The sequence below is a fragment of the Bacillus sp. LJBS06 genome (assembly GCF_016924995.1).
GTDB lineage: Bacteria > Bacillota > Bacilli > Bacillales > Bacillaceae > Bacillus > Bacillus stercoris.
In genome coordinates this window covers 1623908-1650129 of record NZ_CP070483.1, presented here as the reverse complement: position 1 = coordinate 1650129, position 26222 = coordinate 1623908, and the positions used below count along the sequence as shown (strand labels likewise).

At 43.4% G+C, this 26222-nt stretch carries 31 protein-coding genes; 6 read left to right on the top strand and 25 right to left on the bottom strand.

Annotated elements, in window-relative coordinates; translation table 11 throughout:
* Positions 1–76: 76 nt before the first annotated feature.
* From pbpB to JQX68_RS08535, 6 genes are all read right to left on the bottom strand, one after another.
* The gene (pbpB, locus tag JQX68_RS08560) at positions 77–2218 is read right to left on the bottom strand and encodes a penicillin-binding protein 2B (protein WP_481748475.1); all 2142 of its coding nucleotides are present in this window, start codon (positions 2216–2218) and stop codon (positions 77–79) included.
* A gap of 5 nt (positions 2219–2223) precedes the next feature.
* The gene (ftsL, locus tag JQX68_RS08555) at positions 2224–2577 is read right to left on the bottom strand and encodes a cell division protein FtsL (protein ID WP_147771866.1); all 354 of its coding nucleotides are present in this window, start codon (positions 2575–2577) and stop codon (positions 2224–2226) included.
* Between the two features lie 39 nt (positions 2578–2616).
* Positions 2617–3552 carry a 16S rRNA (cytosine(1402)-N(4))-methyltransferase RsmH gene (gene rsmH / locus JQX68_RS08550; RefSeq protein WP_014663880.1) on the bottom strand — a complete coding sequence of 312 codons (936 nt, stop codon included), beginning with the start codon at positions 3550–3552 and terminating at the stop codon, positions 2617–2619.
* A 69-nt stretch (positions 3553–3621) separates the two neighbouring features.
* Positions 3622–4053, bottom strand: a complete 432-nt coding sequence (mraZ, locus tag JQX68_RS08545) for a division/cell wall cluster transcriptional repressor MraZ (RefSeq protein WP_003221402.1) — start codon at positions 4051–4053, stop codon at positions 3622–3624.
* Between the two features lie 125 nt (positions 4054–4178).
* Positions 4179–5798: a bacillithiol biosynthesis cysteine-adding enzyme BshC gene (bshC, locus tag JQX68_RS08540; RefSeq protein WP_147771865.1), complete on the bottom strand. Its 1620-nt coding sequence runs from the start codon at positions 5796–5798 to the stop codon at positions 4179–4181.
* A gap of 70 nt (positions 5799–5868) precedes the next feature.
* Positions 5869–6762: a 2-dehydropantoate 2-reductase gene (locus tag JQX68_RS08535; protein WP_147771864.1), complete on the bottom strand. Its 894-nt coding sequence runs from the start codon at positions 6760–6762 to the stop codon at positions 5869–5871.
* Positions 6763–6921: 159 nt separating this feature from the next.
* Here JQX68_RS08535 and JQX68_RS08530 point away from each other — a divergent pair, with 159 nt between their 5' ends.
* The gene (locus JQX68_RS08530; protein WP_014663877.1) at positions 6922–7404 is read left to right on the top strand and encodes an N-acetyltransferase; all 483 of its coding nucleotides are present in this window, start codon (positions 6922–6924) and stop codon (positions 7402–7404) included.
* A 56-nt stretch (positions 7405–7460) separates the two neighbouring features.
* Here the strand turns inward: JQX68_RS08530 and gerR are convergent, their stop codons facing one another.
* The 3 genes from gerR to JQX68_RS08515 all read right to left on the bottom strand — a co-directional run bounded on the left by gerR (position 7461) and on the right by JQX68_RS08515 (position 8907).
* Entirely contained in the window at positions 7461–8042 is a 582-nt protein-coding gene (gene gerR / locus JQX68_RS08525; protein ID WP_014663876.1) for a sporulation-specific transcriptional regulator GerR, read from the bottom strand.
* Positions 8043–8187: 145 nt separating this feature from the next.
* The gene (gene rpmF / locus JQX68_RS08520) at positions 8188–8367 is read right to left on the bottom strand and encodes a 50S ribosomal protein L32 (RefSeq protein WP_003154457.1); all 180 of its coding nucleotides are present in this window, start codon (positions 8365–8367) and stop codon (positions 8188–8190) included.
* 21 nt (positions 8368–8388) lie between these two features.
* Positions 8389–8907 carry a YceD family protein gene (locus JQX68_RS08515; RefSeq protein ID WP_014479718.1) on the bottom strand — a complete coding sequence of 173 codons (519 nt, stop codon included), beginning with the start codon at positions 8905–8907 and terminating at the stop codon, positions 8389–8391.
* A 27-nt stretch (positions 8908–8934) separates the two neighbouring features.
* On the opposite strand from JQX68_RS08515, the gene JQX68_RS08510 reads away from it, so the two are divergent.
* The gene (locus JQX68_RS08510) at positions 8935–9120 is read left to right on the top strand and encodes a hypothetical protein (RefSeq protein ID WP_014663874.1); all 186 of its coding nucleotides are present in this window, start codon (positions 8935–8937) and stop codon (positions 9118–9120) included.
* Positions 9117–10364 carry a nucleotidyltransferase gene (locus JQX68_RS08505; protein WP_147771863.1) on the top strand — a complete coding sequence of 416 codons (1248 nt, stop codon included), beginning with the start codon at positions 9117–9119 and terminating at the stop codon, positions 10362–10364. Before JQX68_RS08510 ends, JQX68_RS08505 begins: the two co-directional genes overlap by 4 nt.
* 16 nt (positions 10365–10380) lie before the next feature.
* On the opposite strand, the gene ddcP is transcribed toward JQX68_RS08505, so the two are convergent.
* Positions 10381–11406 carry a protease DdcP gene (ddcP, locus tag JQX68_RS08500; RefSeq protein ID WP_069838808.1) on the bottom strand — a complete coding sequence of 342 codons (1026 nt, stop codon included), beginning with the start codon at positions 11404–11406 and terminating at the stop codon, positions 10381–10383.
* A gap of 1 nt (position 11407) precedes the next feature.
* Positions 11408–12190: a patatin family protein gene (locus JQX68_RS08495; protein ID WP_069149551.1), complete on the bottom strand. Its 783-nt coding sequence runs from the start codon at positions 12188–12190 to the stop codon at positions 11408–11410.
* Positions 12191–12370: 180 nt separating this feature from the next.
* On the opposite strand from JQX68_RS08495, the gene spoVV reads away from it, so the two are divergent.
* Positions 12371–13597 carry a dipicolinic acid transporter SpoVV gene (spoVV, locus tag JQX68_RS08490; RefSeq protein WP_147771862.1) on the top strand — a complete coding sequence of 409 codons (1227 nt, stop codon included), beginning with the start codon at positions 12371–12373 and terminating at the stop codon, positions 13595–13597.
* Between the two features lie 10 nt (positions 13598–13607).
* Here the strand turns inward: spoVV and coaD are convergent, their stop codons facing one another.
* From coaD to JQX68_RS08450, 8 genes are all read right to left on the bottom strand, one after another.
* Positions 13608–14093: a pantetheine-phosphate adenylyltransferase gene (coaD, locus tag JQX68_RS08485; RefSeq protein WP_014663869.1), complete on the bottom strand. Its 486-nt coding sequence runs from the start codon at positions 14091–14093 to the stop codon at positions 13608–13610.
* A 4-nt stretch (positions 14094–14097) separates the two neighbouring features.
* Positions 14098–14652, bottom strand: a complete 555-nt coding sequence (gene rsmD, locus JQX68_RS08480) for a 16S rRNA (guanine(966)-N(2))-methyltransferase RsmD (RefSeq protein WP_147771861.1) — start codon at positions 14650–14652, stop codon at positions 14098–14100.
* 322 nt (positions 14653–14974) lie between these two features.
* Positions 14975–15247: a YlbG family protein gene (locus JQX68_RS08475; RefSeq protein WP_009967171.1), complete on the bottom strand. Its 273-nt coding sequence runs from the start codon at positions 15245–15247 to the stop codon at positions 14975–14977.
* Between the two features lie 54 nt (positions 15248–15301).
* Positions 15302–15751 carry a regulatory iron-sulfur-containing complex subunit RicF gene (ricF, locus tag JQX68_RS08470; protein ID WP_003221370.1) on the bottom strand — a complete coding sequence of 150 codons (450 nt, stop codon included), beginning with the start codon at positions 15749–15751 and terminating at the stop codon, positions 15302–15304.
* 114 nt (positions 15752–15865) lie between these two features.
* The gene (locus JQX68_RS08465; RefSeq protein ID WP_014663867.1) at positions 15866–16105 is read right to left on the bottom strand and encodes a YlbE-like family protein; all 240 of its coding nucleotides are present in this window, start codon (positions 16103–16105) and stop codon (positions 15866–15868) included.
* 15 nt (positions 16106–16120) lie between these two features.
* A complete protein-coding gene (gene ylbD / locus JQX68_RS08460; RefSeq protein WP_014663866.1) occupies positions 16121–16519 on the bottom strand; it encodes a YlbD family protein in 399 nt (132 codons plus the stop codon).
* A 260-nt stretch (positions 16520–16779) separates the two neighbouring features.
* Complete coding sequence (locus JQX68_RS08455) at positions 16780–17820, bottom strand: CAP domain-containing protein (RefSeq protein WP_147771860.1); 1041 nt, start codon at positions 17818–17820, stop codon at positions 16780–16782.
* 84 nt (positions 17821–17904) lie between these two features.
* On the bottom strand, positions 17905–18351 hold the full coding sequence (locus JQX68_RS08450; RefSeq protein ID WP_003221362.1) for a CBS domain-containing protein: 447 nt from the start codon (positions 18349–18351) through the stop codon (positions 17905–17907).
* A gap of 139 nt (positions 18352–18490) precedes the next feature.
* Between JQX68_RS08450 and JQX68_RS08445 the strand changes: the two genes are divergently transcribed.
* Complete coding sequence (locus JQX68_RS08445) at positions 18491–18853, top strand: YugN family protein (RefSeq protein WP_134975565.1); 363 nt, start codon at positions 18491–18493, stop codon at positions 18851–18853.
* 31 nt (positions 18854–18884) lie between these two features.
* On the opposite strand, the gene ctaG is transcribed toward JQX68_RS08445, so the two are convergent.
* The 6 genes from ctaG to cyoE all read right to left on the bottom strand — a co-directional run bounded on the left by ctaG (position 18885) and on the right by cyoE (position 24890).
* The gene (ctaG, locus tag JQX68_RS08440; RefSeq protein WP_103032017.1) at positions 18885–19778 is read right to left on the bottom strand and encodes a cytochrome c oxidase assembly factor CtaG; all 894 of its coding nucleotides are present in this window, start codon (positions 19776–19778) and stop codon (positions 18885–18887) included.
* A gap of 26 nt (positions 19779–19804) precedes the next feature.
* Entirely contained in the window at positions 19805–20137 is a 333-nt protein-coding gene (ctaF, locus tag JQX68_RS08435) for a cytochrome c oxidase subunit IVB (protein WP_014663862.1), read from the bottom strand.
* Positions 20138–20139: 2 nt separating this feature from the next.
* Positions 20140–20763, bottom strand: coding sequence for a cytochrome c oxidase subunit III (gene ctaE, locus JQX68_RS08430; RefSeq protein ID WP_014663861.1), 624 nt, complete (start codon positions 20761–20763; stop codon positions 20140–20142).
* Positions 20763–22631: a cytochrome c oxidase subunit I gene (gene ctaD / locus JQX68_RS08425; protein ID WP_014663860.1), complete on the bottom strand. Its 1869-nt coding sequence runs from the start codon at positions 22629–22631 to the stop codon at positions 20763–20765. The genes ctaE and ctaD overlap by 1 nt, the downstream gene beginning before the upstream one ends.
* 32 nt (positions 22632–22663) lie before the next feature.
* Positions 22664–23734, bottom strand: coding sequence for a cytochrome c oxidase subunit II (coxB, locus tag JQX68_RS08420; protein ID WP_014663859.1), 1071 nt, complete (start codon positions 23732–23734; stop codon positions 22664–22666).
* A 238-nt stretch (positions 23735–23972) separates the two neighbouring features.
* The gene (cyoE, locus tag JQX68_RS08415) at positions 23973–24890 is read right to left on the bottom strand and encodes a heme o synthase (protein WP_003232250.1); all 918 of its coding nucleotides are present in this window, start codon (positions 24888–24890) and stop codon (positions 23973–23975) included.
* A 354-nt stretch (positions 24891–25244) separates the two neighbouring features.
* On the opposite strand from cyoE, the gene ctaA reads away from it, so the two are divergent.
* Positions 25245–26165, top strand: a complete 921-nt coding sequence (gene ctaA / locus JQX68_RS08410; protein WP_014663857.1) for a heme A synthase CtaA — start codon at positions 25245–25247, stop codon at positions 26163–26165.
* The last annotated feature ends 57 nt before the right edge of the window (positions 26166–26222 follow it).

Below are 26222 nucleotides of genomic sequence, written 5' to 3'. Positions count from 1 at the left end.
CCTGAAATTGGACAGGTAGAACGAGGCTCCTCTGAAGGCATAAAAAAAGAAAGCCTGCATAACGCAAGCTTTCTTTTTAATCAGGATTTTTAAACTTAACCTTGATTACGGTTTTATCTTTTATTTCTTTGTCTTTCTTAACGCTTTGGCTGACAGCGTAGCCTTGGCCGTTTACTTCAATATGAATTCCCGCGAGCTCGCCGTACTGAAGAACCTCTCTTCTAGACCACCCTGTCATATCAGGCATTTTGATTTTGCCGCCCGTTTTCAGGAACACCTTCTGATTGGTGAGAACTTCCTCATCCGCTTTCGGATACTGTTCTTTTACAGCGACATCACTGCCGATGACAATCGGTGTGAGATTCTCTTCTTTTGCTTTCTTTTGAGCAGCAGTAACCGTTTGATCTGTTAAATCAGGCATTGTCTGCGCTTTTGTTTCTTCCTTATCTGAGTCAGATTTTTCAGTTGGCTCTATGTTTAGGTAATGCAGGCTGTTTTTCATTGTTGGGTTGAAGATTTCTGATACTGGATCTGAACTGCTTTGACCTGCTTTTAACTGCGGCTGCTGTACAGCAACATAAATTAAAAGCTCAGGATCATCTTTAGGCGCCATACCCATAAACGAAAAGATATAGTTATCTGTGCCGTCTAAATATCCGCCTTTACCGGCTATTTGCGCAGTACCTGTTTTCCCGGCAACATCAAAACCTTCGATTTTATAGGCTTGCCCTGTTCCGATTTTCGATGTAACGACTTCTCCCAATATATCCCGCACCTTTTTCGCAGTGCTTGCAGAAATCGGAGTTCCGGCTGATTCCGGCTTATTTTGATAAATAGTTTTATCTTTATCGGGATCAACGATATGGTCAATCACATAAGGCTTCATCATTTTACCGTCATTCGCAATTGCCGTTGCGGCCTGAATCTGCTGAATTGGTGTGACCGCAGACGCTTGGCCATATGCAGTTGACGCCTTATCAAATTCATATTTAAAGTTAATTTTGCTGGAGACTTCTCCTGGCAAATCAATACCTGTTTTCTGGTAAAAATTGAACTTGTGCAAATATTGATTGAGGCGGTCATATCCCAGCTTTTCTTTCGCCAGTTTCGCAAAAGCGACATTCGACGACCTTAGAACGCCGTCATGATAGGTTGTCGGACCCCAGCCTACACCGTTATTGTGATCCCTAACAGGTGCTCCGCCAACTTCAAATGTCCCTGACTTATATTGTTCGTTCGCATTAAACACGTTTTCCTGCATCGCAGCAGCAAGTGTAAATATCTTCATCGTTGATCCGGGTTCATACGCATATGAAATCAAATCATTATAGTAGTTTGTCACATCGCGCTTGTTCGGATCAAAGCTTGGCCGCTGTCCCATGGCAAGGACTTTGCCGGTTTTCGGATCGACGACTGCGGCCATAATTTTTTTCGGGTTATACTTTTGCGCCACTTTCGACATGCTGTCTTCCAAAAAGGTTTGAATTTTCTGGTCAATGGTTAAATATACATTGTCACCATTTTTTGGCGCGGTAATTTTGTTTTTGCTGTTCGGGAGCTCCCAGCCGGATTTGTCGCTTTCATATGTCACATATCCGTCCCGCTCCTTCAAATACTTATCCAGCACTTTCTCTAATCCCATCGCGCCGGAAATTTCATTTGTGTCCTGATCAACCTCGGCATAGCCGATTAGATTAGATGCAAATATACCGTTTGGATAGTAGCGTTTTGTATCCCGTAAAAATGAAATGCCCGGGAGTTTCATTTTTTCGATTTTTTGCTTTTGTGAATACGTAATATCCCGGCCAGCTGAGCCAAACTCGACTTGTTTTGCATCTTTATTTAAGATATCAAGGATGTCAGCCTTGTCCAAGTTTATCACTTTAGACAATGCTTCCGCCGTTTTTTCTTTGTCTTGGACATGCTGAGGATGCTTGACATCAGTGGTCATTTTTTTATCGAGAATCGCAATCAGCTTATACGTCGCTGTGTCCTCAGCAATCACTTTTCCGTTTCGATCTAAAATCGAGCCGCGGCTTGCCTCGATGGTCCGTTTCTTTTCATGCTGCTCTGTCGCTTTTGTCGCAAGCACTTCGCCGTCCGCTTTTCCGGTTATTTGAATATATGCCATTCTCCCTAGGATGACAAAGAAAAAGAGAGCGAAACAAATACTTAGAATCGCTGCTCCTCTATTCATAAATTTATTCTTTTTTGGCATTTGAATCATTCCTGTATGTTTTTCACTTTTTTATCTTTTAAATTCAAGCCGTTCTTTTTCGCAATGTCCATAATACGCTGCGGTTTGCTTAAATCAGCAACGCTTTTTTCGAGGTCACCAATTTGCTTATTTTCGGATGAAATTTGCTCCTCAAGCTTTTGCACCTCAATATTGGTTTGATATGCCGCATATGCCTTCGATACGATCAAAAGCGATACGCTGAGCACCGCCGCAGCAAAGAGGGCAAGAAGCACTTTTTCTCCGAGAGTAATGGAAGCCCTTTTTTTGACAATCACTTTTTTCTCAGGATTGATCGCATGCCGCTGCTGTTTCTCTGGTTGGTAAGCTAAATTGCTCATAGGCTGATGACCTCCTTTTAATTTTGCATTCGCGTTTCGTTATTTTCTTTTTTCAGCAATCCGAAGCTTGGCAGAACGGGCCCTGTTGTTCTCTTCAAGCTCTTCTTGAGATGCCGTAATCGGTTTTCGTGTGATGAGCTTCAGCTCCGGCTCAAACTCTTCCGGTATAACAGGAAGACCCGGAGGAAGTTCCGGAAGCGACGACTTTTCTTTAAAAGTGGTTTTGCAAATTCTGTCTTCTAGCGAGTGGAAGGTAATGACCGATACCCTGCCCCCTGGCTTCAGAACCTCAATTGCCTGCTCCAAAGCTTCTTCAAACACCCTAAGTTCATCGTTTACGGCAATTCTGATTGCCTGAAACACGCGTTTAGCGGGATGTCCTCCGCTCCTTCTCGCTGGAGCGGGAATCGCGTCTTTTATTAGATCGACCAGTTGGCCCGTAGTTTGAATAGGAGACTTCATTCTTGCCTCCTCAATTTTTCTGGCGATCTGTTTACTGAACTTCTCTTCTCCGTATTTAAAGAAAATACGGACGAGATCCTCATAGCGCCACTCATTAACGACTTCTTTCGCCGTAAGCGTAGCCGACTGGTCCATCCTCATGTCCAACGGTGCGTCATGATGGTAACTGAATCCGCGCTCCGGTGTATCCAGCTGCGGAGAGGACACCCCTAAATCAAATAAAATACCGTCTACTTCTGTAATACCTTGTTCATTCAAACATTCTTTTAAATACCTGAAATTGCTTTTAATCAGAATAAGCTGCCCTTTATAATCGGACAACGCTTCTTTCGCATGCTGTAATGCCATATCATCTTGGTCAAAAGCGATTAAACGCCCCTTCTCGGATAACTGCTGCAATAAGTATGTACTGTGCCCAGCTCCGCCGAGTGTGCAGTCTACATATGTACCGTCCGGTTTAATATTGAGTCCGTCTACGGTTTCACGAAGAAGTACTGTCTTGTGTTGAAACATTTTGTGTTGGTCCCACCTTTTATCAGGATGAATTGAAATTGTTTTTAGAGTGTTATACACGAAGAATCATTATATATCAAACCCAATCATGTTTTCAGCAATTTCAGCAAATGAATCTTCTTGCTCTTCTGTGTATTGTTCCCAAATTACTTTACTCCACAATTCAATTCGATTAGAAACCCCGATAACAACACATTCTTTTTCCAGTTTGGCGTAATTCAATAGAGATGATGCAATATTTACCCTGCCTTGCTTGTCCAGTTCGCATTCGGTCGCCCCTGAAAAGAAGAAACGGGTAAACGCGCGGGCATCTTTCTTTGTGAGAGGAAGAGCTTTCAGTTTTTCTTCAATTTGTTTCCATTCGTGCATAGGGTAGCCGAAGAGACATTGGTCAAGCCCTCTAGTCAGCACAAATTGCTCACCTAGGCCTTCTCTAAATTTAGCGGGTACGATCATGCGGCCTTTCGCATCGATGGTATGCTGATATTCACCCATAAACATGATCTCTTGCCCCACTTTCTCTCCTTAACTCACCACTATTCACCACTTCGCTCCACAACTTCATTTTACACTGTTTACCCATAAAAAAAAACCCTGAACTATTCAGGGTTCTTTAAAACTTTATTTCAAAGTTTGACAACTTGATGTTGATTTTGAAAAGAAAATGGCAGATTCTTGAATGTCATGAAGAATTTTGGACCGTACCTGTTCAAATAATACATGATATTCCAAATCCGTTCTTGCGGTGCAAGAAGCGGCTTAATGCTATTTTGAATTCTCTCATAATCCTTCAAAACGTAGCCTTCTTTTTCTTCAATTCGCTTCGTCACCGTGCGCTCTAAGAATTGAAGCTGATCCTGAATAAAAGCGGCATTTTTCAGGAGTAAAGGTTCCATGCTTTGATCGACCTTTAACGCCTCCTGCCGGACCGTTTTGTGAATCGCTTCAATTTGGCTTCTCGCTTGATCCATCACCGCCGTAAACTCTTCCGGAATCTGGCGCTCGAAGTATGTCTCTCTTTGATTCTCCGTACCGCGCTCAATCGCATCTTGTAACGAGATATTCCGTTCAGCCAGTTTTTTCTCAATATGCCGCTCAAGTATCGTAATGTTCAGCCTTGGCATGACAGGAGGCATTTTGAAGCCCATCACCGCAAAAGCTTGTTTGAGTTCACCCCAATAGTTGATTTCACCGGGCCCTGCAATAAATGCTAAAGTCGGAATGAGAAATTCCTGCATTAAAGGTCTCGTTACAACATTGTTGCTGAAGCGCTCCGGATGTTCTTCCATATGCGTATGAAGTTCATCCATCGTCCATCCTAGATCAAGCTCTTTGACAAGAAATCGGCCGTTATCTTTTTCAATTAAAAAACGTTCTTCTTCATATTCATAAAACAGATTCGCTTGCTCTTTTCCGGACTCGATAATCGGTTTGTAGCCTGCTTGGCGCATGAAGGCCTGCTGATCTGATACAGCGCGGGCGAGTTCATCATTTTCTCGAAGAATCTTTTGGAACATGGCCGTTTCCAGCTTTTTAATCCCAGGATCTCCAGAATTTAATAAAACTAAGCCCTCCTCTTGGAACAGATCCGCGATCAGCAGCTCAAAGAAGTCAGTAAACGTAACAGATTCTCGTAAACATCGTTTCACATTGTCAAGAAGTGAATTCGTGTGGTCTGTTTCTTCAAAAGCGGCAAACACATCATCTATCCACGCGGAACACTTTTCCTGGTCAAGCGTTGTGCTCGCTGCTGATGACTTCTTCCAATATGACTGAGACAGCTTTTTTTTCACAGGACCATTCTCTTCAGAAATATGAACAAAATTAATCTCATCCAAATCGTGGTCTTCTCCGGCCACCCAGAAGATCGGTATGACAGGCACTTGCAGTTCCTTTTCTTGTTGCTTTGCTAAAACAATGATTGAAATGATTTTATGTATGGTGTAAAGCGGCCCTGTTAAAAGTCCTGCCTGCTGTCCGCCGACTACAGCGGCACTTGACGGGTCCTTCAGCTTCTCAATAGCGTACTGCATCGCACTTGAACCGAATTTATTATGGTACGAGGATAAGTACGCCGCCAATTCCTCTCTCGCGAAAAACCGGGAGGATAAGTCTTGCAGTCTTTCGCGCCACATGTCCTTATGATGAATGCTGTAATCAAAAAAAGAAGACATTTCTTCTTTGCCATCTATATAGTGCTGTACAAACACATTCTGATTTTTGATGGAAAGTTCAGTTAGCTGCATCTTCTAGAACTTCCTTTCTCCAATAAATAGTTAGTTATCCGAAATGAGTATAGCATGTTACCGAAAAAGCTCAAAAGACTTTGTTTGTATTTCGCTCCAATGCTTTGATGCTGCCGTATAAAAACGCTAGATGGACGGCATCAATTCCGTGAAGACTTGCTTCCTTCAATAAGTATCCGATGATGGCGTCAGCTTCCGTTTGCCGGCCTTCAATGACATCAACCAGCATTGAAGAGCGATTTTCTTTCGTTAGTCTGCAAACGGCCTGAACCCGCTCCCAAGCCTCTTCTTCGTTTTCAAGCCTTAAAATGCGGCACGCCTCCTGAAATACCAGCTTCATAAAAGCCAGATAAGCTGGCGTTGTCAGCAGGTCTCCATTTTTCACCTGCAATAACGCAGTTAAAGGATTAATACACGCATTTACAATCAGCTTGCCCGTTAGCAGACGGTACCAATCTGTCTCATAACAAATCGGAAAATCCGAGTGGTTATGCTGAAACAAGATGTTCAGCCGATCTGGTTCAGCATCGAACGCGCTCCATTTTATCGCACCTAGACCTGTATGATCAACAGCTGTAGCCGATTTTCTTACAGCTCCGTGCTCAACGATTCCAACATAAATGGAGTGGCCAACATGCCAGTCTTTTAGGTTGTGGATATGCCCCATGCCGTTTTGCAAAAATAATATATTCGTTTTTCCGATCCGTTCAAGCGACGGAAAAACAGACTGAAGCTGATGCTGCTTCACTGTCACGACAAGCAGGTCGAAATCCGAATTGATACGCGTGTCTGCATTGCAATCAGCGCTGAATTCCTCCCCGCCTTTATAAAGCCGGATTCCTTCAGACTGAATGGCCGCAGCCTGTTCCTGCCGCCTCGTCACAACAGTCACGTCGTGATCAAGTGACAAATAATAGGCGCATAAAAGACCGACGGAGCCTCCGCCGATAATTCCAATTTTCATGATGTCACACCCAATTTAGCTTTTACGTATTATCATAGCAGAAGTATGAAGAAATTACTTCTCAAAGATCCTATGTGTTTAAAATTAAAGTTTAAATATTTGGATTTTTTAAATAAAGTGTTTACAATATATATAGAAACAACAAAGGGGGAGATTGGTTTGACAAAGGTAGAACGTCTGCTTATCAACTATAAAACGCTGGAAGAATTCAAGAAATTTAAAGAATACGGCATTCAGGAGCTTTCAATGCTTGAAGATCTTCAGGATAATATTATTGAAAATGACAGCACTTCGCCTTTTTACGGGATTTATTTCGGCGATAAACTTGTAGCACGAATGAGTCTGTATCAAGTTAACGGCAAATCGAATTCCTATTTTGACAATCGCCAGGATTATTTGGAGCTGTGGAAGCTTGAGGTTCTTCCAGGCTACCAGAACAGGGGATATGGGAGAGCCTTGGTTGAATTTGCAAAATCATTCAAAATGCCAATCCGGACAAATCCGCGAATGAAGTCAGCAGAATTTTGGAACAAAATGAACTTTAAAACTGTTAAATATGATATGGCGCGGGACAAAGGGGAAAACCCGCTCATCTGGCATCCTGATATGGATCGCGAAATGACACCGGGAGAGTCCGCATAGACATAAAAACAACCGGCCTATTCTTCCTATAGGGCCGGTTCATTTCAAGCGTTTCTTTACGTTTCTTGAGCCGCTTTTTTCATTCTTCCGTCTTCCTTGGATACAACCATTTTTCTGGCCCGATCCATAATGTCGATCAGTGCCTTGTAATCCTCTTCTGTCATCTCTAGCTGATTCCGCAATGTTTGATTTTCACTCCGCAAATCCTCAAGCTCTTTTTGCAGCGATTGGATTTGCTCCTTCAATTTTTCCCTTTCGAGCTGAAATTCTTGTGCAGAAGGTGCTTCTTTAAATTGTTCGAGAAATTGAATGACATCCTGAATGGACAAGTCTCGTTTTCCTTCTGACGATGCCGAGGCAGTCTGCTTCACGGAATTCGGCATATTGACCGAATGAACGCCGATTTGCTTTCTCAGTTCTTTCCTCTGCTTTTTCGCAAGCTCTATACCTGACTGGTATTGTTTTCTTACATATGAGTTCCACCTGAAACCGCAGGCTGCCGCGGTTCTGGTCAGCGCCCTTCCTACCTCCTCAAAGGCGGAAAGCTGTGTTCCTCCCTCTCGAATATGACGAAGCACCACTTCTGCCAGCAGCAAATCCTCATCCTGAGTCCAAGCATCTTGTCTTGTAATGGTCAAATTCAATCTCCCTCCATGTCAGCTTATTTATCTCATACATATGCCGGTAATAGATTAGATAGACTATTTGCACTCACAAATTTTCCCCAAGCTGACAGGAAGAGAAAAAGAAAAAGCGCAGGGCTTTCACCCCGCGCTTTTCTCATTAGTTACTTTTTACATTTATGTCTTTGCCGTTGTATGATCCGCATGCTTTGCATACACGGTGAGACAACTTCATCTCTCCGCATGACGGACATTCTGTCATACCAGGTACATTAAGTTTGAAATGTGTACGGCGCAATCTTTTCTTCATTTTAGAAGTTCTTCTAAAAGGTACAGCCATTATTCCCACCTCCTTAAAGAGTTAAGATTCATCATCTTGTTTTAAGAGCTTTTCGAGGGCTGCAAGTCTCGGATCAACTTGATTCTTCTTGTCTTCTTCCGAAATGACTTGCCAGTCCTTTCCTTCTTGAGGAGCAGCTCCTTTTTCTTGTTCAGATTCACAAAAGATTTGCATAGGGATTTCTAAAAGAATTTCTTCTTTCACGATCGGAGTTAAGTCGATAGTATCGTCCTCAACAATGTGAACGTCATCATCTTCTATATCATCCGTGTGATGAAATATAAACAGTTCTTTTGTTGAAATTTCAAATGGATACGGGACATCAACGAGTGTTCTTGAGCATGGCAAAATCATTTCGCCTGAAATTGTAAAATCAAACGAAACCTGTTTGGATTTGATATCCGCTCTGCCCTTCACCCGGACGGGAGAAATGCGGCGAATGTCAGAATTCAGCTTTGTCAGCTCATTTAACTCAACTGTTTCATCAAATTCAAAACTTTGTTTTGGCATTTGATGCAGCTGATAAATCGTCCATTTCATTTGTATCACCTCAGGAAAGCAACAAACATGATTATAGCTTTTAAGATTGTTTTTGTCAATATTTTTTCTTTACAGCATAATGCTGCCATCCAAGTATCGTTGACAGCGGAATATGCTATGCATACACTTAAAACAAAAATAAGGCGTAAGAGTTTTCATTTGCAAATGTACCATACGTTTTTAAACATAGCAAGAAAGGCGGAAAAAATATGAATGCTGTCGGATTGGTGGTTGAATATAATCCCTTTCATAACGGTCACCTTTATCATGCCCAAACAGCAAAGCGGCAAACCGGATGCGACACGGCTGTCGCGGTGATGAGCGGGCATTTTTTACAGCGTGGGGAACCGGCTGTTGTGTCAAAATGGGCCCGAACAAAAATGGCGCTGCAAAGCGGAGTTGATCTTGTTATTGAGCTGCCTTATCTTTATGCCGTGCAAAAAGCGGACATTTTTGCACGCGGCAGTGTTTCCATCCTAAACGAAATTGAATGTGAGGCGCTGTTTTTCGGGAGTGAGAATGGGGATATCAAGCCGTTTTTAGAAACAGCACAGCTTATTAATGAGCATAAACATACATTTGATGACCGAATTAAAGAAGAACTTAAAACGGGGACGAGTTATCCAGCAGCGGCGGCTAGCGCCTTCAGCTCCATTTTGCATTCCGAAAGTGCACTTGACTTGTCAAAACCAAATAACATTTTGGGATACCAGTATGTGACTTCGATTCTAACCGGGGGATATCCTATGAAACCTTATACCACGGCACGCATCTCTTCGGACTATCATGATGCCGATCTCCCTGAAGGCGAAAACCCTATCGCAAGCGCCACAAGCATTAGAAAAGCGATGACTGGCCAGAGTCTCGAAGCCTGCCTTCGTTTTCTCCCTGCTGCATCTGCACGAGAATTAGCAGCTTACCGCAAATCTTTCGGATTGTGGCATACACCTGAGAGCTACTTTTCTTACTTAAAATACAGCCTTTCAACAGTAACAGCACAGGAATTACAGCAAATATACGAGGTGGAGGAAGGTTTAGAGCACAGAATTCTTCGTTCGATCAGAAAAGCCAGCTCCTATCTGGAATATATGGAGCTGCTGAAAACGAAACGTTATACATGGACAAGGCTCCAGCGGATGAATACGCACATTTTAACCAAAACAAAAAAGCAGGATATAAAAAAGCTGCTTGACGACGATAAGGTGCCATATATCAGGCTTCTCGGCATGACGAAAAAAGGACAGGCTTATTTATCCGAAAAGAAAAAGACACTTTCTGTTCCGCTTGTCAGCAAACTGTCCTCTTTCTCTCATCCAGCTCTCGATCTGGACATAAAAGCAAGCAGAATTTACAGCCTGCCGATAGAAGAGCCGCTGAGAACCGAGTTTGACCTGCAGGAATACGGACATGCACCGATTCGCTATGACGAAGATGGACAACACTTTTTAAATGTATAGAAAAAGCACCTGAGAATCAGGTGCTTTTCGCTTTCAGCTTATTCAAATAGTCAATCGCATCCTGCATGGTATCAACAGGCACAATCTTCATATCTGAATCAATATCTTTTGCTGTTTTTACAGCATTTTCATAATCGGAATTGCTGGCGCCGTTTTGATTTGGCGCGAAGAAAATGTCTTTTCCGGCTTTGTCTGCGGCGACGACTTTTTGATCAATTCCGCCAATCGGGCCTACTTTTCCGTCAACATCGATGGTACCTGTTCCCGCAATATCATAACCTTTTGTTTCGTCTGTTTTTGTCAGCTGATTATAGATTTCAAGAGACATCATTAACCCTGCCGACGGGCCGCCGATATTCTCGATTTCAAAATCAATATCCGGCTCCACTTTGACGTTTCTGTCCGTATAAAGTGAAACACCGATCCCAGCCCGTTGCGGCTCATCAGGGAATTGTTTTAACGTAAGAGTGACACGCTTTTCTTTTTCTTCTCTTTCGATCTTTAACGTCACTTTATCGCCTGCGTTTTTGCTGCTGATATAATCAATCAGCTTTTCAGCTGACTGATAGTTTTTGCCGTCTGCACTGATGATTTTATCACCGACCTCTATTTTCCCTTTTGCCGGCATGTTTTCTACAACTGAGCTTGCATATATGCCGTTAAAGGAGTAGCTGACTTTTTTTCCTGCTTTTTGATAGGCGGCTATAACCGCGTTTTCTTGCGAGCTTTTCATCATTTGGAGCTGCCTTTTCATATACTCCTTATCTGACTCGCCTTCTTCCTTAATGCTCTCATCAGGAACAATTTCATAATAAGGGTGCATCTTTGCCCACACATATGTAAACGGATTAGCCGGTCCCACTTTGACAGTCATTAAGGACAAGCTTCCTTTTTCCGGGTAGCCTCCCTCCACTTTTATCAATGGAGCAAGCTCTGTCGCTTCTCCCGGTTTTGTAATATAGTATGGAAGTTTTATAAATGATAAAACGGCGATCAGTATGAGGATGACGAGCATCCAGCTAAAATGTTTTTTACGTAGCAAATTATGAGCCCTCCCAATTCTCTATTTCTTTTCTTATCTTGCTGATCATTCGGTTTGTCGCCTCTTCGCCTGCCGATATCATTTCTTCAATATTGGCAAACGAGCTTGAGCTGTATGTTTCAAGAGAAGGGCGAATCATGATATCTGCGGCAATCGTTTGATGCCGAACCAATTCATTTTGCAGGATATCCATACTTTGCATAATCACATCAAAAATATGCACTGCTGTTTCAGTTTTTCGAACCCTGGAAACATCCGAAGCGATGATAATATCAGCTCCCATGTCTTTTACAACAGAAACCGGAATTCGATCGACGACCGCGCCGTCTACAAGAAGGCGTCCGTCCAGCCTCTGCGGAATAAAGATACCTGGTATGCTGATGCTGGCCCTCACTGCATCTGACACTGATCCTTTGCGGAACACAATCTTTTCTCCCGTCTGTAAATCACATGCAACAATGCCCAGCGGAATTTGGAGCTCTTCAATCGGTTTTCCGAATGTATAAGCATGCACAAGCTGTCTGACGCGGTCACCTTTTAGAAAACCGAGCTTCGGCACCGTATAATCAGCATAAAGCCTCCGTTTAAAGGCTTTGGCTACTTTTTTCATCGTTGCCACGTCATGGCCGGCGGCATAAAAACTGCCCACCAAAGCGCCCATGCTGCTTCCTGCAATCATATCCACATGAATTTGATGCTTATGTAAACTGGAAAGCACACCGAGATGAGCAAGCCCTCTGGCCCCTCCCGATCCTAACGCTAACCCGATTTTAGGTTTGGCCAAAGCGTTAACCTCCTGCCTGAATTCCCTGTATACCGAATTCTATGGTCTAAACTGAACCCCTATGCTCGTATATTAGTACAAAGAATCAAGAGGACAGGTACTGCTTGGCCGTTTCATGTCATACATTATTTTATCATGATATACATGTCATTGGGCATTTTTAGCATCGGGGAGGTAAGAATGAACTTGTCGAAGATCAATACACTTTTGATTGCCTCGTTTTTTCTTTTTTTAACAGCGACTGTCATCTCACATCCACAGGCCTCATTCGAAGCCTCTAAAACCGGGCTTTCTATGTGGTGGGAGGTTGTGTTTCCGTCATTGCTGCCATTTTTTATTCTGTCCGAACTCTTAATCGGCTTTGGCATTGTACGGTTTGTCGGTGTTTTGCTTGAGCCTTTTATGCGGCCGATCTTTCGCGTGCCGGGTGTCGGCGGTTTCGTTCTTGCTATGGGAATGGCATCAGGAAACCCAGCGGGAGCAAAACTCACTGCCCGTCTGCGGCAGGAAAAACAAATTTCAAGAGTAGAGGCAGAACGGCTTGCGTCGTTTACCAATTCTTCAAACCCGCTCTTTATTTTCGGCGCTGTTGCTGTCGGTTTCTTTCAAAACGCGTCACTAGGCATTTTATTGGCTTCTGCACACTATTTAGGGAATCTGGCTGTTGGATTAACGATGCGTTCCTACGGCCGCAAGGAAGAGCAGCATCTCAGAAGAAAGAAAACGATACCCTTTCCTTCGATCAAAGATGCGTTACACGCCCTTCATACCGCCAGACTTGCGGAAAAACGGCCTTTGGGCAAAATTTTAGGCGACGCCGTGACGTCTTCTGTTCAAACGCTTCTTATGGTAGGCGGCTTTATTATTTTATTTTCTGTCTTCAATCGGCTGTTGTCCGTGGTTCAGCTGACTGATATTTTGTCTGTTTTCACAAAAGGCGCGCTGACTTTGTTCCAGCTTCCGACTCAATTGGACATTCCGCTTTTATCGGGGATGTTTGAAATCACGTTAGGCAGCAAGCTTGTCAGCGAGACAGATGTTTCTCTTCTGCAAAAAGCGATTATCGTCAGCTTTATTCTCGGGTTTAGCGGCTTTTCCGTACAAGCTCAAGTGGCAGGTATTTTATCGGAAACTGATATTAGATTTAAACCATTCTTTATCGCACGGTTGCTGCAGGGCGTTTATGCCGCTGTCTTCGTCATGCTTTTATGGAAACCGCTTTACACGGCGTGGCATGATCCTTATCAGTATGTATTTAAATCTTTTAATAGCAGTGACATGCCAGCTGCATTTATAAACGGCTGGAATCTGCTTGTGCAGATCGGACCTGCTGTCACACTATGCGCGCTGTTTACGTACATTATCATTTTTTCTTACAGACTGACAAACGGCACAAAAAAAGGATGAGTCAACCCCCTCATCCTTGTCTGTATTTTTGCTGAAGCGCAAGCTCTACTTCCGGCGGTACAAATTCTGATACCGAGCCGTTGTATCTCGCCACTTCTTTTACGATGCTTGAACTTAAAAACGAATACTGATTGTTTGTCATCATGAAAAATGTCTCAATGGATTCATCAAGCACACGGTTTACTGACGTTCCCTGCATCTCGTATTCAAAATCTGATACAGCTCTCAAGCCTCTTAATATCGCTTTGGCATTTTTTCTTTTTGCATAATCAATTAACAGTCCTTGTGATGTTTCAACTGTTATGTTCGGAATGTCTTTTGTCACTTCTCTCAGAAGCTCACACCGTTCCTCTACACTGAACAAAGGCTTTTTTGAAGAATTATTCAGCACACATACATACACTTGTTCAAAAATATGCGCCCCGCGTTTGATGATATCCAGATGCCCGTAGGTCACCGGATCAAAACTGCCGGGACAGACAGCTATACTCGCCACCTCACTACCCCCTCTTTTTATAAATCGCCACACCTGTAAGCCCATAGGTTTCTTTTCTTGTCATCACAAGATCTCCTACGGTTTCGGGAAGCTCGACCTCTCTGTCATGCTCAGCGACGATAAAGCCGTCTTCTTCCAGCATTTGATATTCGTCAATCAAAGTTAAAAGTGCTTTCAGCTTTTGATCCTTATACGGCGGATCGAGAAAAATGCCGCGAAAGCCGGTTTCTCTCTTTGCAGCAGCTTGCAAAGCACGTTCCGCCTCATTGCGGTATACCTGTGCATGTTTTGTAAGCTCCAGTGTTTTCAAATTAGATTTTACCGTTTGAATGGCCTTAAAATCACGGTCAACGAATATACAATGCTCAAACCCGCGTGAAAGCGCTTCGATTCCAAGACCTCCGCTCCCTGCGAATAAGTCTAGTCCCCTGCCTCCATCAAAATAAGGGCCGATCATATTGAAAATGGATTCCTTCACTTTGTCGGTTGTCGGTCTTGTTGATGTTCCCGGCACAGCCTTTAGTGAACGGCCTTTTTTTGATCCAGAAATTACTCTCATGTTCCACACCACTTTTTCTAAAAGCTATTTTGTTTCTTTATTCGGCCAGACGCCGCTATGTACATAGAAAAAAATCAATCCTATCTTAACATAAAGCATTCTCCCAAACAATGAACGCTAATCTTGATAAACAGGTGTATAGGCAGCATGATCCTTGTCCATACTATAAGCAACAGCATCTAGAGGATGTTGTTGCCAACCGCGGAGAAGACTTACGTTTCCCCATAAGTTCTTCCTCCGGTTTCTCCTCTCCCTTTGCCTTCTCCTTAACATATTAAGGAATAGAAGGACCCCGCAGATGTCTGCGGGGGTTTTTTTATTGCTATATGCCGATTTTATAATCGTATTCTTTTGCCTTATCAAGCTTTGACTCGAATTCCAATTTTAAAAACGGTTTATAAGAAGGCTCTACTTTTTTCACAAAAGAGTAAGACGCAATCTTGTCCATTGTTTTTTCAATTTGGTCCATATCACAGTACAGTACGACATATTTTAATCGTTTTGATACATAGTGCACATTCCCGAACTTTCTCAGCATTTTGCTTTGCTTTAGGGAGTGCAGATACACAACCATGCCCTGGCGCCTATTCTCCAATACAATCACCTGCCTGATTTCTTTTATATGTAAAAGACGAGACGGCCAGTCTCGTCAGGACACTTTACATCCGCAGCTTCCGCCTGAACCGCAGCCGCCTCCGCATGAAGACAAACCGTCAAAATAAGGATTCCCAGTCGGAACTTTCACATGCTCCGAAACAGCTGTCCCAATCTCGACGCTGACCTCATCAAGAATGGACTGGAGTTCATTTTCAGCTCTCTTGAAGTCAGCCACCTTGTCGTTCAGGTCCAGCTCACGTTTGATCTCCCTCATTTTCCGGGATATTTCTCTATAGTCAGGATGATATTTGCCAAAACGCTGTACATCCTCATACTGCTCTTTTATTTTGATAAAAGAACGAATAATCCGCCCTGCCTCTTCATCTTCCTGGAGACGCTTGTAACAATTGCGGTAGTTCTCAGCCGTCTCCGACTGCAGAATCATCTCGGCAAGCTGCTGAGCTTCACTTTGAAGCCGCACGGATTCCATCGTCGCATACATAACATGCACCTCCAGTTGTTAGTTTACCATGAAACCAGCCAATTGGAAAATGCTTAACCACAGCCGAAAACAAACTCCGTATGGACGCACGAAAAAGACCCTTTCCCGGGCCTTTTAATCTTTTGTCCGCATCGCTTGGAACATTTGCATCATCATTTGCGCCATTTGAATCCCGTTTGTAAACTGATTCACCCGATGCGGAATGGTTTTTTCATAAAAATTCATCATCTCAAGCTGAAAGGTGGACAGATCATCCGGTTTTCTCGAAAGCCTGCGGTACCATATCGGCTGCTCTCTGATGAATCGTTTCCGTTCTTCGTTTGCGAAAATATATTCCTGCACCTCTTTGCGCATATGAGATCCCCTTTTTTAATCCTTTCGAAAAGAAAAAGGATGCTGTCCAGAGCCTGGCTGAGATTGCTTCTGGCTGTTCCCGGAAAATGTATTAAGAAGGCTTTGCAACGATGAGATCGACTGGCTCATTTTATTGATTTGTTCGTTCATTTGATTGACATCCATCTTTTTCACCGCTGTCACCATTTTCGTGACAAAATCATTTTTTTGCGGTGTTTCGGGCACAGCCTCTGCAGCTTCTTCCGGTTCCCGATACGGATCCCAAATCGGGTCGCTCTCCCCGAAGAGAACCCAATTTTCATATACGTCCTGCCAGCTTCTTTGTTCTTTTCGCACTTCTTTTATCAGCTTGGGATGCTTTTTGACGAATTGTTTAAAGTCATTGATTGAATGATTGGCATGTTGATTCGCCACAATCCTCACCCCCTCCGAAAATCGTTACCTACTACAATGTATCGTTTTGTCGGGCATTGTGTTCGCCTATATTCATTCACAAATGAATTTTTAGTAGCTGTCCCTAGACACTGGTGAAAAGCCTTAAGAAGAAGGGGAAATCCGCTCCTCAACAGCAAGAAAAGTAACATATTGAACCGTCTGTGTTTACACTTCTCTTAGCGCAAGACCAGCTTGTGTGAAAATAGAAAAAGCCCGGAACCATTCGTCCGCGGCTTTCATTACCATCGCTTAATAAAATTTTGGGTGTAATATTTTCGGTCTACTCCGACACCAAGATGCGTATAATCTGAATTCAGGAGCGCTTTTCGATGGCCTTCGCTATTCAGCCAGCCTTCTACAGCGGCCGGACCGTCCACATAATTGTATGCGATATTTTCTCCCGCTTGTTGAAAGTCAACATGCCCTTCTTCTAAGCGGTCTTTCAGTGAGCCGTATTTCTTAGAAACATGTGAGAAATAATTATTTTCCTTCATATCCTCGCTATGCCCAAAGGCAACTTCCGCCGTTGGCTGATCCCACTCAAGCTTCGCAAGTCCATGTTTAACGCGTATGACATTCGTCAAATCAAGTATTTGCTTTTCGCTCGTTGTTTGGATCTTTTTCCACTTCTCATCTGAAACGGCTTTCGGTTTGATTAATTCCCCGCGGTACACTACCTCATAAGGCCTTTGCTTTACAAAGGTCTGCGCATCAAACGCCCTGATGCTGGATAGCTTCCCTTCAAATTTGTCCATATACAGCTGGACGTACATTTTTCCTACCTTTACAGTCGGTCTTGTATTGATATCCTCTTCAGAAAACTCAAACCGATAGGAATTTCCTTTATACTCTACATTCACAAATGGCGCCACCTGGGTCGTCTTGAACACATCTCCGGTTGATTCGCCAATTTTGAAAGGCTTGGCGTTAATGTCATTCCCAGCAGCGAATAATGTGACCACTTTATTGTTTAATACCCCGATTTGGATATATTGGTCCTTACCTTGATTGTATACCCACCAATCGTAATCATAAGCTGAAGGGTCAATGCGTTCAGGTTCCCCAAGCTTTTTCGTTACTTCATCGGCGGACTTGCCCATGAAGGACAATAATCCTGAAGTCGGCATATGTATTCGTTTGCCGCTTTGTGCTTCCTCATTTGACACCTGAGGCTCGCTGTCATTTGATTTCTTTTCAGGAACAGATCCATATTGAATAAACAGAACATAAGTTCCGTAAATAATCAAGAGGATAACCATTGCTCTCAATATATTTTTCAATCTATCACCCCCATGGCGATTCACAATGTCTTGCCTTACAACCCATTACAATACAGCCTATTTAACATGTCAAAGATTTATGTGTTAATGAAAAAAGCCTTCTTCTCGATTATCACCTTCGGAAATATCCGATAAGGCGCTGCCGGCACGTTCATTTGTTTGCTCTGATAAAGAAAGATCACCAAGCGTGACAATTCCAGTCAGTTTTTTATTTTTTGTAACTGGTATCCTTCTGAGCTGATGCGATGCCATCAAATGAAGAACCTCATCAACTGAAGCATCTTCCTCCACACTGACAGGTTTTTCGGTCATCGCGTCAGTGATTTTTTGCGAGTTCGGTTTTTTGATGGCGATTCCTCTTAACACGAGATCACGGTCGGTCACGATGCCGACCAATGTTTCCCCATCCTCATCAACCACTGGAATCGCCCCTACATTCGCGTCCTTCATCTTTACTGCAGCTTCATATACATTATCTAATACCGTGCAATATTGCAAGTCGGCTGTCATCAGATCTTTTATTTTTGTCATCCGTTTAACCTCCTTTAGTCTAGTGCTATTGTCGTCAAAATTTAATTTTTGCATACTTTCAAAAGAAGAAGATTCATTGAAAGTTTAACGCTTTCATACTATGATTGTCAGGAAAGGTAATTTTTATAAGGAGGGGTCGGTGTTGAAGTTTACTGAAAGCGGACTTGAAGGGGTTAAGGCTGAACTCAGCTTGCTAGACGACTTAATGGAAAGCAAAGGTCTCATCAGAGCGGGCCAATGGGATTACGAGAGAGTCACCTATGACAAGAAGTTTTCGACGATTGAGGGCACGTTTTACCTGCGGATACAAGGAATTGCGGCAGAGGGTGATGTCGGAAGCGGACGCGCGGTGATTCAATTAATGTCCCCTCTCCTAGGCAAGCATTATTACCCGCACGGAATAGAGTATGGAGAAACGGAAGAGTTTCCCATACAGGTTGTGACAAAAAGCAAAGCACTGATTCAGGACATATCCGACATGTTAAAAACAGTTCAAATGTAACGAAAAGGTACAGCGTATTCCGCTGTACCTTTTATGATATCGTCTGCTGAATATACGGCGGCTCCTCCTGCCCGTCCTTTTCCCTTTCTTTCTTCACCCATTGGAAAAAAATAATCGCCAAAAAAGTACCGTACACAATTTCCTGAATGATTTTCATCATGACGGCTCCAAGCTGCTGATCCTCTAACAAAGGCAGTGTATTCAACATCTCCGGTCCTGTTAATGGGACCTGCCCCATCATATCCGCAGGCACGCAAAGGCTCATTGCCTCGGCCCATGCAGACGGATCTGTATAGGTGGCGTATAACGGCGCACCGCTGAACATGATTAAGGCGCAAGCAGGTGTGAGCAGCATACCGTCCGCCATAATATACCCCAGCTTCATCAACCCGCTAAGCTGACGTAGACGCCCCACCTTATGAACAAGCGGCCACCACATGAAGAATGCAAGCACAAAGATAAGCCAAGTGATGAATGTATGGTAAAACGGATCGGTTTTGACAGTATCAAATATAAGCGGTACATGATATAAAGAAAAAATGCCATTAAACAAAAGCAAAGCAATTAAGGGCTTCGTGAAAAAGGAAAAAACCGGTTTGATGGCAGGCCTGAAAATGATTTTCTCCCAGAGCCATGCAGGAATTCCAGCGATCAACAGTGGCGGTACAACCAAATACAGGACAGCCATCTGTACCATATGCGCGCTAAACATAATATGTCCGAGCAAATCAACAGGGCTTCCCTCGGCCGCATATAAAAACAGCATCGCCGACAGAAAACACGCCATCTCTTTACCAGTTATTCGATTCGGCTTTGAAAACATTCTCCTGTAAAAATAGAGATAAATCGCCGTAATGCCTAACAGGATACAAAAAAGATAAGGGCTCCACATGGCGCGAAACCCAAATATCTCCAACTGATTCATTTCTTCACCTCCGGCGGCTGTTCAAATTACCACCATATAATTGTGACAAACGCAAGCACAGTGATAAACGCGACAAACACCCCTGAATACAAAAATAATGCCGGCGCCTCGTGCCCTTTTTGATTCATATGCATGAAATAATACAGCTGAAAGATGACTTGAATTGCAGCAAGCAAAATAATGAAAGGAATCGTAAACCAGCTTGCGACACCGTCTGTTGCCACAGTCAGAAATGCAACAATCGTAAGACCGATCATTAAACCAAAAGATAAAACCTGATATTTCATCTCCTGGGCGTGCTTTTTTTTCTTAAATTCAAGGTCGCTGTTGATATGCCCTCTGCTTTTTTTACCGACCATGTTTATCCCACCATCCCCATTAAATATACAACGGTAAAGATGAAGACCCACACGACATCAATAAAGTGCCAATAAAGGCTGGCAACGTAAAACTTAGGCGCCGTATACAGGTTCAGCCCTCTCTTGGCATTGCGGATCATCAGCGTGCTGATCCACATCAGCCCAAACGCCACGTGGGCGCCGTGTGTACCGACAAGCGTGTAAAACGCAGAACCGAGCGCAGAGCTTGTGATGGTAAAGCCAAATTCATGGGTGTAGTGCTTAAATTCATAGATTTCCAGTCCTAAAAAGCCCGCCCCCAATAAAACCGTAATTCCCAGCCAAAGCTGCATCTTGCCGAAGGAAAAGTTCTTCATGTGGTACATCGCGTACACACTCGTTAAACTGCTCGTTAATAACAGCATTGTCGCAATGAATACAAGTGTTACGTCGAACATTTCGGTTGTAGGCGGATCACTGGCGTTTGAATTCCGAAGCGCCAGAAACGTGGCGAAGAGAGACGCAAACAGAACAGTCTCTCCGCCAAGAAAAAGCCAAAAGCCTAGAAATTTATTTTTCCCTTCCAGTGTTACTTTTTCAGGAGAAGCTGGAAAGGTTTCTGCGGTGAATTTTTCTTGAATTTGCATTATGCCTTCACCCCTTTATCATCGTTCGGCAGTTCCTCTTTATGAATATGATAGCCGTGATCATCAATGACTGAGCGGAGCAGCATCGTAATAAAGGTGATGCCGAGCCCGATAAAGATCACCGGCAGGCCCCAAGCGTAATCGCTTCTGTACAGCAGCCCGAACGCTGCGACAAAAAGGCCGAAGGAAATGATGAGCGGCAGGATTGAGCCGTTTGGCATATGAATATCATCAACCGGTTCCGCCGGTGTCATTGATTTGTGACCTGCCTGCTTCTCGATCCAAAGCGGATCAAGTCCTCTGACAAAAGGAAGCTGTTTAAAGTTATACTCAGGCGGCGGCGAAGAAACGGCCCATTCAAGCGTACGTCCGTCATGCCATGGATCATCGCCTACATACTCGCCTTTTACCGATGTCCAAATGACATTGACCAGCAGAAGAATAACAGCTGCCGCCATAAAAAACGCCCCGATTGTACTGATCAAGTTGCCGGTTTCAAGACCCTGGCCTGGCAAAAACGTATAAACCCGGCGCGGCATACCCATTAAACCGACAAAATGCTGAATGAAAAACGTGAGGTGAAAGCCGATAAAAAACAGTACAAATGAAATTTTCCCCATCGTCTCATGCAGAATTTTACCGAACATTTTCGGCCACCAGAAATGAACACCGGCTAATAGGCCGAATACCACGCCGCCAATGATGACGTAGTGGAAGTGCGCCACCACAAAATACGTATCATGGAACTGATAATCAGCAGCGGCCGCTGCCAGCATGACTCCCGTCACACCGCCGAGCACAAAGGACGGAATAAATGAGACAGCATACAGCATAGCGGTCGTATACTTCACATTTCCTCCCCAAATCGTCAAAAGCCAGTTAAAAATCTTAATCCCGGTCGGAATCGCGATAGCCATTGTGGCAACCGCAAATATCGCATTTGCAATCGGGCCGAGACCAGTCGTGAACATGTGGTGCACCCATACCATAAAGCCCAGAAAGCCAATGAGCACGATGGCAAAAACCATTGAAGAATAGCCAAACAAACGCTTTCTGGCGAAAACAGGGATGACCTCGGAAAAAATACCGAATGCAGGCAAAATTAGGATATAAACCTCCGGATGGCCGAAAATCCAAAATAAATGCTCCCAAATGACCGTATTCCCGCCAAGCTCGGGATTAAAGAAATTGGTTCCGAACAGCCGATCCAGCATCATAAGAGCCAATCCGACCGTAAGCGGCGGAAAGGCAAACAAAATCAATGCCGAGGCCACGAATGTCGTCCATGTAAACAAAGGCAGCCTCATGTACGTCATGCCCGGAGCCCTCATATTGATAATCGTGGCCAAAAAGTTAATCCCGGCTATCAGCGTCCCGAGCCCCGATATTTGGAGTCCGAGGACAAAAAAGTCTATGCCGTGCCCTTTTGAATGAAGCGAAAGTGAGGCATATGACGTCCAGCCCGCATCTGGCGCTCCGCCCAAAAACCAGCTTAGATTTAAGAAAATGCCTCCGAAAAAGAAGAGCCAAAAACCAAGCGCATTTAAAAATGGAAACGAAACGTCCCGAGCCCCGATCTGCAATGGCACAACCGCATTCATCAAGGCAAATAAGAGCGGCATCGCAGCCAGAAAGATCATCGTCGTTCCGTGCATAGTCATTACTTCATTGTACGCTTGAGCACTGAGAAACGCATTTTCCGGCTTTGCAAGCTGAATTCTGATAAACATCGCTTCAATTCCCCCGACAAGAAAGAAGAATCCTCCTGCCGCTAAATAAAGAATCGCGATTTTTTTATGGTCCACCGTCGTCAAATAATCCCAAAGCATAGATCCGCGCGTCCGCTTTTCTGTAAGCGCATTCAACATATGTGACCTCCCCCAATATCTCCCTTTCTTCCCTACTTGCTTTCCGCTTTTAAGCCTTTTAAGTATTCATAAAGCGCATCTGTTTCACTGTCTGAGAGCTTTGGATATGTTCCTGTCATTTTGTTCCCCGGCTTTATGCTGTCAGGGTCCTTCAGCCAGGCCTTCACATTTTCTTTGTTAGCCTCTTTCACCCCTGCCACTTTTGTCCTTTCACCGAAAGTCGCCAAGTTGGGTGCCGTTCTAGCGGCTTCTGCACGCTTATCATTCGGCTCTACCGCATGGCAGCTCAGGCAGTTTTTCTCTTTAAACAGTTCTTCACCCTGCTTAGCCAAATCGCTCTCTGCTGTAGATTTATAGTTTTTCATTTCTTTTGTCCAGCCCTGAAATTCCTTTGCAGACATTGTCTTCACTTTAAAATCCATCAGCGCATGTGAAGGGCCGCAAAGCTCTGCACACTTTCCAAAAAACATATCTCCTGCCTCTTTGCTTCGTTTCGAATCAAAAGTCAGGAAAAACTTATTTTCATTATCCGTATTCGTATCAAGTTTTCCTCCAACTGAAGGAATCCAGAAGGAATGTTTCACATCAGAAGCTTTTAAATTAAAATATACACGCTGGTCTGTCGGCACAATCAGCTCCTGGCTTGTGATAATGCCGTAATCAGGGTACTCAAACTCCCACCAGTATAAATTTGCCCGGACATTGACTACAAGAGCATCCTCAGCTTTGCGGCCTTTCTTATCCATTGGTGATGTGTCTGCTAGCTCCAGCGTATATAATACAACAGGGATCACAAGAATAATGAGCAGCAAAATCGGGATCACGGTCCATGTGATTTCTAAAAATTTATTCCCCTCTACCTGTTTCGGTATCGTGTTCTCACCAACCCGTGATCTTCTAAATCTCACAATCACATAAAAGAAGATAACAGATACTACTGCAACAACAACCACCATAATCAATGTGCTGAGCACTGTCAGGTCATACTGTTTATCAGCCACCTCGCCAGCAGGCTTGAGCGTGGATAAAAAAGGTTTTCCACATCCGCTTAATAGAAGCGGCACTAAGGCTAATAATAAAATAAGACGCCAATGCTTTACCATTTCACCCAACCCCTTTTCTGGTCAATACAAAGGCGGAAAGCAGATCGAAAACCATCGCCTCCAGCCTATCACCAATAAAGCACTTACATTTCCTCTTCTCTTAAATTATGAGTTTTTTTACTCAAAATGCCATCTATGTATAAAAGTAAAGCCGCCTGATTAAACAAGAGGTCAAGGCGGCATTTACTAGTTGTCATCGTTTATTTTGAAGCGATAAAACAAGCAGCATATCTATTTTTTAGAAAAGAGTTAAGACAACCATGGCAACGAAATAGATAGTCATGTAGTTAAGTGAGTATACGAACATCTGCGTTGCCCACTTCATAATATTCTTGGAGCGGAATCCCATTAAGCCAAGAATCAGCCAGCCGATATTTAACAGCAAACCGAGGATGACAATTGGAAGCCCTAGGCTACCAAGGAAAAACGGAAGCGGCATCAGGCACGCAACCCACACAATAATTTGTCTTTTTGTCACTTCAAATCCGTATACGACAGGAAGCATCGGAATATTTGCAGCTCTGTAATCCTCAGTTTTCTTAATAGCCAATGCTAAGAAGTGAGGAATCTGCCAAATAAATAAAATCATGAATAACACCCATGCTACGACACCGATATTCCCTTCCACTGCCGTCCATCCAATAAGCGGCGGCACTGCACCTGAAACGCTTCCTACTACAGTGTTAATCGTATAGCGGCGTTTCGTCCACATTGTGTACAATACAACATACGTAAAGACTCCGATAAAACCAATGACAGCAGCCATGACAGTTGTCATCAGCAGCATAATCAATCCTAAAGCAACCAGCAAAATTCCTGACCATAACGCCTGACTCGGCTGAATTTTACCCGTAACCGTAGGTCTTACTTTCGTGCGCTCCATAAGATGGTCAATATCCCGGTCATACCAGTTATTGATCGCGCAAGAACCCGCAATAATCAGAGATGAACCGATTAATGTAAGAAGAACGGTGTTTATATTGCCTAAAAAACTTAAACCGGAAATATGTAGTGCAAGCCACATTCCAGTGAAAGTCGTGATGAGGTTAGAATTGACGATCCCTATTTTAATAAGGGACAGAAAATCTTTCCATGCCGTTGTTTCTTCAATTTGTCCGTCTATAGCTGTATCATTTAAGATTCTGGAGTTAGCCATAACGTAAACCTCCCTTACAAACCTAACGCAGGAGAATAAAAAAACCTGCAACTCTATCATACAAGATAACATCTTGTAAAAAAACATCCTATTAAATATTAAACGACAAACAGGAATTTATTTGTGAACTTTTTATGAATTTTACCAAAGATGCAGGCAATCGCCAAATTGGCATTGCGTTTACCTTATTTCTATCAGACCCGGCACGAATAATCAAGTGTACATTTTCCAGAAGCCGTCATTCTATTATATTTTTGTGAACAAAAGCCTCTGGGAATTGCCACAAAACACATATTCGCTTACACTTGGAACGTATATAAAATTGCAGCAGTATGTTGAGAAGGTGAATATTGTATGAATAAAGCATTAAAAGCTCTCGGTGTCTTGACGACATTTGTCATGCTTATTGTTTTAATCGGGGGTGCTCTCGTTACAAAAACAGGTTCCGGCCAAGGATGCGGCAGACAGTGGCCGCTGTGTCACGGCCGTTTTTTCCCTGAACTGAATCCGGCCTCAATTATTGAATGGAGCCACAGATTTGCAAGCGGGATCTCTATTATCCTTGTGTTAAGCCTTGCGTTTTGGTCATGGAGAAAAATCACGCCGATTTTCCGTGAAACAACGTTTCTCGCGATCATGTCTATTATCTTTTTATTTCTACAGGCATTGCTTGGCGCATTGGCTGTCGTATTCGGTTCGAACGCGTTGATAATGGCGCTTCACTTCGGCATCTCATTAATTTCTTTTGCTTCAGTGCTTATTTTGACATTACTCATATTTGAAGCTGATAAATCAGTCAGAAAACTGGTTAAGCCGCTTCAAATCGGCAAAAAGATGCAATTTCACATGATAGGAATTTTAATATATTCCTATATCGTTGTGTATACAGGCGCATATGTAAGACACACCGAATCAAGTCTGGCATGTCCTGATGTGCCGCTGTGCAGCCCGTTGAACAATGGACTTCCGACCCAATTTCATGAATGGGTGCAAATGGGCCACAGAGCAGCAGCCTTACTATTATTTGTATGGATTATTGTTGCCGCTGTTCATGCTATCACTTCCTATAAAGATCAAAAACAGATTTTTTGGGGATGGATCTCGTGTCTTATTTTCATCACATTACAAGCACTGTCAGGTATTATGATCGTATACACTGAACTGGCACTGGGCTTTGCACTTGCCCACTCGTTCTTTATTGCCTGTCTGTTTGGCGTTTTATGCTACTTCTTATTATTGATTGCTCGCTTCCGTTACGATTCCAGACAGTCATAAAGACTCTAGACCAAAGCCTTAAGCGGCTTTGGTCTTTTTTTATGTCTTGTTTTGTCG

Coding starts and splice junctions, on each gene's coding strand:
- pbpB (WP_481748475.1), bottom strand. CDS start 2,218: ATGCCAAAAAAGAATAAATTTATGAATAGAGGAGCAGCGATTCTAAGT.
- ftsL (WP_147771866.1), bottom strand. CDS start 2,577: ATGAGCAATTTAGCTTACCAACCAGAGAAACAGCAGCGGCATGCGATC.
- rsmH (WP_014663880.1), bottom strand. CDS start 3,552: ATGTTTCAACACAAGACAGTACTTCTTCGTGAAACCGTAGACGGACTC.
- mraZ (WP_003221402.1), bottom strand. CDS start 4,053: ATGTTTATGGGTGAATATCAGCATACCATCGATGCGAAAGGCCGCATG.
- bshC (WP_147771865.1), bottom strand. CDS start 5,798: ATGCAGCTAACTGAACTTTCCATCAAAAATCAGAATGTGTTTGTACAG.
- JQX68_RS08535 (WP_147771864.1), bottom strand. CDS start 6,762: ATGAAAATTGGAATTATCGGCGGAGGCTCCGTCGGTCTTTTATGCGCC.
- rpmF (WP_003154457.1), bottom strand. CDS start 8,367: ATGGCTGTACCTTTTAGAAGAACTTCTAAAATGAAGAAAAGATTGCGC.
- JQX68_RS08515 (WP_014479718.1), bottom strand. CDS start 8,907: ATGAAATGGACGATTTATCAGCTGCATCAAATGCCAAAACAAAGTTTT.
- JQX68_RS08510 (WP_014663874.1), top strand. CDS start 8,935: ATGATTATAGCTTTTAAGATTGTTTTTGTCAATATTTTTTCTTTACAG.
- JQX68_RS08505 (WP_147771863.1), top strand. CDS start 9,117: ATGAATGCTGTCGGATTGGTGGTTGAATATAATCCCTTTCATAACGGT.
- spoVV (WP_147771862.1), top strand. CDS start 12,371: ATGAACTTGTCGAAGATCAATACACTTTTGATTGCCTCGTTTTTTCTT.
- rsmD (WP_147771861.1), bottom strand. CDS start 14,652: ATGAGAGTAATTTCTGGATCAAAAAAAGGCCGTTCACTAAAGGCTGTG.
- ricF (WP_003221370.1), bottom strand. CDS start 15,751: ATGTATGCGACGATGGAATCCGTGCGGCTTCAAAGTGAAGCTCAGCAG.
- JQX68_RS08465 (WP_014663867.1), bottom strand. CDS start 16,105: ATGCGCAAAGAGGTGCAGGAATATATTTTCGCAAACGAAGAACGGAAA.
- JQX68_RS08450 (WP_003221362.1), bottom strand. CDS start 18,351: ATGACAAAAATAAAAGATCTGATGACAGCCGACTTGCAATATTGCACG.
- ctaG (WP_103032017.1), bottom strand. CDS start 19,778: ATGAATCAGTTGGAGATATTTGGGTTTCGCGCCATGTGGAGCCCTTAT.
- ctaF (WP_014663862.1), bottom strand. CDS start 20,137: ATGGTCGGTAAAAAAAGCAGAGGGCATATCAACAGCGACCTTGAATTT.
- ctaE (WP_014663861.1), bottom strand. CDS start 20,763: ATGCAAATTCAAGAAAAATTCACCGCAGAAACCTTTCCAGCTTCTCCT.
- ctaD (WP_014663860.1), bottom strand. CDS start 22,631: ATGTTGAATGCGCTTACAGAAAAGCGGACGCGCGGATCTATGCTTTGG.
- coxB (WP_014663859.1), bottom strand. CDS start 23,734: ATGGTAAAGCATTGGCGTCTTATTTTATTATTAGCCTTAGTGCCGCTT.
- cyoE (WP_003232250.1), bottom strand. CDS start 24,890: ATGGCTAACTCCAGAATCTTAAATGATACAGCTATAGACGGACAAATT.
- ctaA (WP_014663857.1), top strand. CDS start 25,245: ATGAATAAAGCATTAAAAGCTCTCGGTGTCTTGACGACATTTGTCATG.